The organism is Hydrogenophaga sp. (genome assembly GCF_026125825.1).
In the GTDB taxonomy this organism is placed as follows: Bacteria; Pseudomonadota; Gammaproteobacteria; order Burkholderiales; family Burkholderiaceae_C; genus Hydrogenophaga.
This window is the reverse complement of record NZ_JAHCKK010000148.1, coordinates 1-6,126: the sequence shown is the minus strand read 5'-3', so window position 1 is coordinate 6,126 and position 6,126 is coordinate 1. Positions and strand designations below refer to the sequence as shown.

General features: G+C 66.5%; 7 protein-coding genes. 2 read left to right on the top strand and 5 right to left on the bottom strand.

Annotated elements, in window-relative coordinates; all coding sequences use genetic code 11:
• Positions 1–1,177, bottom strand: a 1,177-nt coding sequence (locus KIT86_RS23695) for a Cache 3/Cache 2 fusion domain-containing protein (RefSeq protein WP_297402981.1), incomplete at its 3' end; no start/stop codon positions are given.
• A 39-nt stretch (positions 1,178–1,216) separates the two neighbouring features.
• Positions 1,217–1,744, bottom strand: coding sequence for a chemotaxis protein CheW (locus tag KIT86_RS23690; protein ID WP_291115200.1), 528 nt, complete (start codon positions 1,742–1,744; stop codon positions 1,217–1,219).
• 206 nt (positions 1,745–1,950) lie between these two features.
• Between KIT86_RS23690 and KIT86_RS23685 the strand changes: the two genes are divergently transcribed.
• The gene (locus KIT86_RS23685; RefSeq protein WP_297402979.1) at positions 1,951–2,637 is read left to right on the top strand and encodes a transglutaminase family protein; all 687 of its coding nucleotides are present in this window, start codon (positions 1,951–1,953) and stop codon (positions 2,635–2,637) included.
• Between the two features lie 10 nt (positions 2,638–2,647).
• Here the strand turns inward: KIT86_RS23685 and metW are convergent, their stop codons facing one another.
• Together metW and KIT86_RS23675 are read right to left on the bottom strand one after the other, a co-directional pair.
• Entirely contained in the window at positions 2,648–3,229 is a 582-nt protein-coding gene (gene metW / locus KIT86_RS23680) for a methionine biosynthesis protein MetW (RefSeq protein ID WP_297402977.1), read from the bottom strand.
• Positions 3,230–3,290: 61 nt separating this feature from the next.
• On the bottom strand, positions 3,291–4,460 hold the full coding sequence (locus KIT86_RS23675) for a homoserine O-acetyltransferase (RefSeq protein ID WP_297402975.1): 1,170 nt from the start codon (positions 4,458–4,460) through the stop codon (positions 3,291–3,293).
• Between the two features lie 411 nt (positions 4,461–4,871).
• Between KIT86_RS23675 and KIT86_RS23670 the strand changes: the two genes are divergently transcribed.
• Positions 4,872–5,282 (top strand): RNA-binding protein, encoded by a 411-nt coding sequence (locus KIT86_RS23670; protein WP_297402973.1) that lies wholly within the window; start codon positions 4,872–4,874, stop codon positions 5,280–5,282.
• A gap of 108 nt (positions 5,283–5,390) precedes the next feature.
• Here KIT86_RS23670 and KIT86_RS23665 read toward each other — a convergent pair.
• On the bottom strand, positions 5,391–6,126 hold a 736-nt coding region (locus tag KIT86_RS23665), incomplete at its 5' end, for an SDR family oxidoreductase (RefSeq protein WP_297402972.1).

Genomic DNA, 6,126 nt, shown 5'->3' with positions numbered 1-6,126 from the left:
GCTCGCGCATCATGCCGAGGAAGCGCTGGCGCATGCTCTCGACCTCGCGCACCAGGCGGCCGATTTCGTCGCTGCGGCTGGACTGGAAGGCCTGGCTCAGGTCACCCTGCGCCACCGTGGTGACGGCCGAGGTCAGCTGTGCCAGCGGCTGGCTCACATTGCGCCGCACCAGCAGGTACATGCCGGCACCCAACGCAAGCGTGGCCACGGCCAGCATGGCCCACAGCGCGTACATGGTGCGCCAGTAGCTGGCCATGGCTTCCTGGTCGGACACCTCGGCCACCACCCACCAGCCCGACTGGGACTGGCGCTTGACCGCCCAGGGGCGTTCGATCGACGTGTTGAACAAGGGCGTGGCCTCGCTCACGAAAACCTCCGGCGAGGCGCGCATGGCGCTGAGCATCGCGGCGGCGCCGGGGTTGACCTCCAGCACCTTCTTGCCCGCGGCCGTGGGGTGGGAGACGAACACCGCATCTTCATTCGACCCGGCCGGATCGATCACATAGGTGCCACCGCTGTCGAAGAAGCGGGCTTCACCCACGAGCTTGTCGAGCGCGGTCTGGAAGTCGGCCATGTCGAAACCGATGAACAGGATGCCGACCACCTTGCCGGCGTCGTCCTTCAAGGCTTCGTAGTGCGTCATGTAAGGCTTGCCGAACAGGACGGCGCGGCCGGTGTAGGTCTTGCCCTCCAGCATCAGCGGGTAGGCCGGGTGCTTGCGGGCCAGCAGCGTGCCCATGGCACGCTCGCCGTTTTCTTTCTTCAGCGAAGTGCTGACGCGCTCGAAGTCGTCGCCCTTGCGCATGAAGATCGTCGCCGCCCCACCGCTGGTGCGGCCGAAGGTGTCGACCTCGGAGAAATCGTTGTTGAGCAGCATGCCCCAGCCCTTGAGCATGCCGGCCTGCTCGTCGAGCTCGAACTTGTCGGCGAACTTCTGGCGGAACGGCTTGTAGGCCCGGTCCGTCATCATGCGCGCCGTGGTGTCGAAGGCGTCGATCGAGTTGCCCACGGACAGGGCCTTGTCGCCCGTCCATTGCACCATGCGCTCGCGCGAGGATTTTTCCGCCATGAAGGACATGACGCCACTGATCAGAACCAGCACCGCGGACAGCAGGGCCACGGCGAGCAGGGCGACGCGGCGCGCCACCGAACTGGGTCGGTTGTCGGTTTGTCTCATCTTCGGGAACTCCTCGTCGCGGCGCTTGCCGCGGGCCTGTTATTGAAGTGCCTGGGCGCTGTCCATCAAGCCCATGTCGCTGCCGGACATGAGGGCTTCGATGTCCATCAGGATCAGCATGCGTTCACCCACGCTGGCAATGCCGGTGATGAAGCTGGTGTTGACGTTGGTGTTCATCTCGGGCGCCGGCTTGATGAGGTCACCGGCGAGTTCGAGCACGTCCGAGACCGAGTCGACCACCGCGCCGACCACGCGGCCGTGCACGTTGAGCACGATCACCACGGTAAAGCCGTTGTATTCCACCTTGTCGCAACCGAGCTTGATGCGCAGGTCGACCACCGGCACGATCACGCCGCGCAGGTTGACCACGCCCTTGATGAACGCGGGGGCGTTGGCGATGCGGGTAGGCTCTTCGTAAGAGCGGATTTCCTGCACGCGCAGGATGTCGATGCCGTATTCCTCGCCACCCAGGCGGAAGGTCAGGAATTCGGCGCTGGCAGCCTGTGCCGCGGCGGCCCTGGCACTGTCGTGGCGGGCAAGGTGATTGGCTTCGTTGCGCATGTCCATGGATCGGGTCCTCAGTTGACGGGTTAGTCCCAGGAATATCGGCCAGCGCGGCGCGGGCTGAAGTCGTAAAAAGGCCGGCAAACCCGCCCCAATCGCCGCTCGCCCATCGCACGGAGTACCAAAGTACGCAGAAGCGGCCCCGCGCCGTCCCAGGGTTTGTCCCTAAGGCGTCGGGGACCCGCGCGCCCATCTGGTAACTTGGACCGATGAACGACACCACCCCACCCGGCCCGCAGCACTTGGCCGCCACCCGCTGGATCGAAACCGACCACCCCGCCGTGCGCGCTTTCGCCCGCGACCACGTCCACGGCACGACGCCACGCGAGAAGGCGGTATCGCTGTATCTCGCGGTGCGCGACGGGCTGCGCTACGACCCTTACCGGATCGACATGTCCGACGCCGGCATGAGCGCGAGCCGCGCGCTGGAGCAGGGCCACGGCTGGTGCGTGCCCAAGGCGGTGCTGCTGGCCGCGGTGTGCCGAGCCGAAGGCATTCCCGCGCGCCTGGGGTTTGCCGATGTGCGCAACCACCTCTCCACCGAGCGCATGCGCAACACCATGAAGACCGATGTCTTCGTCTGGCATGGCTACACCTCGCTGTGGATCGACGGCGCCTGGCGCAAGGCCACGCCGGCCTTCAACATCGAGCTATGCGACCGGTTCGGCCTGCTGCCGCTGGAGTTCGATGGCCAGACCGATTCGATCTACCACCCCTTCGACCGCGAGGGCCGCCAGCACATGGAGTACGTGAACGAGCACGGAGCGTTCGACGATCTGCCCCTGGCGCGCATGCGCGAGGTGTTCCGCGAGGTCTACCCCGACATGCCCACCGATGCGCAGCCGATCGAGGGCGACTTCGGCGCCGACGCCGCGCGCGAAGCCGGCCGGGCCTGAGCCGGGCCGCTCAGCTCGAGAAACGGAACACGGCCGTGCTGGCCATGAGGTTGGGCAGCACGCGGACTTCGCGGCCTTCGTGCAGGCCGAAGCTGTCCTCGATGGTGAGTCCGTTGCGCCGCGCCAGCACCTCGAAATCCGCGTGTGTGCCGACGCGGATGTTGGGCGTGTCGTACCACTGGTAGGGCAGGCGCTTGGTAACCGGCATGCGGCCCTGCAGCACGTGCAGGCGGTTGGGCCAATGGGCGAAGTTGGGAAACGCGACCACGCCCAGGCGACCCACGCGCGCGGTCTCGCGCAGCATGGTTTCGGCATTGCGCAGGTGCTGCAAGGTGTCGATCTGCAGCACCACGTCGAACGCGTCATCGCCGAACATGGTCAGACCGTCTTCCAGGTTGAGCTGAAGCACGTTGACACCGCGCCGCATGCAGGCCAGCACCTTGGCGTCGTCGATCTCCACGCCATAGCCGCTGCAGCCGCGCGCGGCCTGCAGATGGGCCAGCAGGGCGCCGTCGCCGCAACCGAGGTCCAGCACGCGCGAGCCCGGCGGCACCAGGCGGGCGATGGCATCCATCAACGGCTTTTCGCTCATTTGAAATCCTCCGTGCTGCGCACTGCGGTGCGCGCTTGCCTGGTCCGGCCCGACGCGGCGCTCATGCCCGGCCTCCCGAGATGGTCTGTTCGAAGTAGGCGCGCACCGCCTGCAGGTAGCGCGGGTCGTCGAGCAGGAAGGCGTCGTGCCCGTGCGGTGCATCGATCTCGGCGTAACTCACATCGCGCTGGTTGTCGAGCAGGGCCTTGACGATTTCGCGGCTGCGCGCGGGTGAAAAGCGCCAGTCCGTGGTGAAGCTCACCAGGAAGAACTTCGCCTTGGCGCGCGCCAGCGCGGCCGTGAGGTTGCCGTCGAACTCGCGCGCGGGGTCGAAGTAGTCCAGCGCGCGGGTGATCAGCAGGTAGGTGTTGGCGTCAAAGTACTCGCTGAACTTGTCGCCCTGGTAACGCAGGTAGCTCTCGATCTGGAATTCGACCTCCTGCGTGGAGTAGCGATAGGCCAGCTCGGCCGATGCCGCGGGGTCCTGGGCATCGCTTGAGCGCAGGCTGCGGCCGAACTTCTCGTTCATCACATCGTCGCTCAGGTAGGTGATGTGGCCGATCATGCGGGCGATGCGCAGGCCCCGGCGCGGCAGCGTGCGTTCGCGCAGGTAGTGACCGCCGTGGAAATCGGGGTCGGTCACGATGGCGCGGCGTGCCACTTCGTTGAAGGCGATGTTCTCGGCCGTGAGGTTGGGCGCGCTGGCCACCACCACCGCATGGCGCACCCGCTCGGGGTACTGCAGCGTCCAGCTCAGGGTCTGCATGCCGCCCAGGCTGCCCCCCATCACCGCAGCCAGCGTCTGGATGCCCATGGCATCGAGCAGGCGCGCCTGGGCGTCCACCCAGTCCTCCACCGTGACCACCGGGAAGTCAGCGCCCCACGGCGTGCCCGTGGCGGGGTTGACATGCGTCGGGCCGGTGGAGCCGAAGCACGAGCCGAGGTTGTTGACCCCGATGACGAAGTATTTGTCGGTGTCGACCGGCTTGCCCGGGCCGATCATGTTGTTCCACCAGCCCTCGCTGCGTGCCAGCGGCTGGCCGCTGTCGTCGGCATGCCAGCCCGCCACGTGGTGCGAGGCATTGAGCGCGTGGCAGATCAGCACCGCGTTGGACCGATCGGTGTTGAGCGAGCCGTAGGTTTCAACCACCAGTTCATAGGCTGGCAGGGTGGCGCCCGAGCGCAGCGGCAGCGGCTCGGAGAAGGAAAAAATCTGGGGCGTGACGATCAAGGCCTTGTCCTGCGGGCGGCGTCCGCCCAATAAAAAACCCGGTGCCGCCAAGAGCGAGACCGGGAATCCCCCCTTTAGCGGCATTTCTAAAGCGCCCGCAATCTGGAACAAATCGGCGCTGGGCGTCAGTATAAATTGATCCGCCAGCCCCTGCATCCACCCGCCGGGGCCCGCCAAGACGGGTTTTCCCGCTGTTGAGGCCGCCTGTTGTAGCCGCGCATCGGGCATACCACACCTTTGCACATCCTGAAAAATAGTTAGTATTTGCAGGACATTCAGCGCATAATCCCTCGGCGAGCGTGGAAAACGCTCGTTTTGACAAGTGATCGGTTGGTTTCGCGTGCTACAGGTTTTTGTGTGCTAACGGGGCTCCATCGCTAATTTTTCTCTGTGTTATTAGGAGTCCCAACCATGGGCAACAAACTGTACGTGGGCAATCTGCCTTACACCGTGCGCGACGAAGACCTGCAACAAGCTTTCAGCGCCTATGGTTCTGTCAACAGCGCCAAGGTCATGATGGAACGCGAAACGGGTCGCTCCAAGGGCTTCGGCTTTGTGGAAATGGGCAGCGATGCCGAAGCGCAATCCGCGATCGAAGGCATGAACGGTCAATCGCTGGGCGGTCGCAGCCTGGTGGTCAACGAAGCACGTCCGATGGAAGCCCGCCCGCCCCGCACCGGTGGTGGCGGCTTCGGCGGTGGCCGCAGTGGCGGCGGCGGCTTCGGTGGTGGTGGTGGCGGCGGTGAAGGCGGTTTCCGCAGCCCCTACGGCGGCGGTGGCCGTCGTGAAGGCGGTGGCGGTGGTGGCCGCGGCGGTTACTGATCGCCCGCACCTGTCGGCCTGAACCGGCGCCTGGCGCCGGTCGACACGACACAAAAGCCCTGTGGCATCTGCCCCAGGGCTTTTTTCATGGGCATTTCACCAAGGGGCCTAGCGCTCGCCCTGGCGGTGTTTGCGCGGGCGCCCGGCGAGCAGGCGGTCGAACCAGGCATTGGGCAGCAGGCGCAGCAGCTTGGCCACCACGCCCATCTGCCAGGGGATGACCCGGTAGCTTGTGCCAGCACCGATGGCCTTGAATGCGCGGTCGGCAAAGGCTTGCGCGCTCAGCAGGAAGGGCATGCGGTAGCGGTTCTGCCGTGTGAGCGGCGTGTCGACGTAGCCCGGCAGCAGGGTGACGACCGCCACGCCACTGCCCCGCAACTCGCCCCGCAGGCTCTCGCAGTACGCCACCACCGCGGCCTTGCTGGCGCAGTAGGCGCCGTGCCCGGGCAGCCCCCGGATGGCGGCCACGCTGCCGATGCCCACGAGCGCGCCGCTGCCGCGCGCGGTCATGGCGGCCACGAAAGGGTGGAAGGTGGCGGCCAGGCCGGTGTTGTTGGTCGCGAAGGTGCGCGCCATGACGTCGATGTCACCCCGGTCCGCGGTGTCCATGCCGATGCTGATCCCGGCGTTGGCGATGACGACATCGGGAACCCCCTGCGCGGCCAGGCAAGCCTGGCCGGCGGCGACGATGCTGTCGATGTCGGCCACGTCGGCGCCATATACCTGGCAGCGCGCCGCATCGAAGCCCTGCGCCCGGGCCCAGGCCTGCATGTCCTCGGTGCGGCGAGCCACGAGCGCCAGCCGGTAGCCCGCCTGCGCGAACCGGGCCGCCAGGGCCTGGCCG

Coding starts and splice junctions, on each gene's coding strand:
- KIT86_RS23690 (WP_291115200.1), bottom strand. CDS start 1,744: ATGGACATGCGCAACGAAGCCAATCACCTTGCCCGCCACGACAGTGCC.
- KIT86_RS23685 (WP_297402979.1), top strand. CDS start 1,951: ATGAACGACACCACCCCACCCGGCCCGCAGCACTTGGCCGCCACCCGC.
- metW (WP_297402977.1), bottom strand. CDS start 3,229: ATGAGCGAAAAGCCGTTGATGGATGCCATCGCCCGCCTGGTGCCGCCG.
- KIT86_RS23670 (WP_297402973.1), top strand. CDS start 4,872: ATGGGCAACAAACTGTACGTGGGCAATCTGCCTTACACCGTGCGCGAC.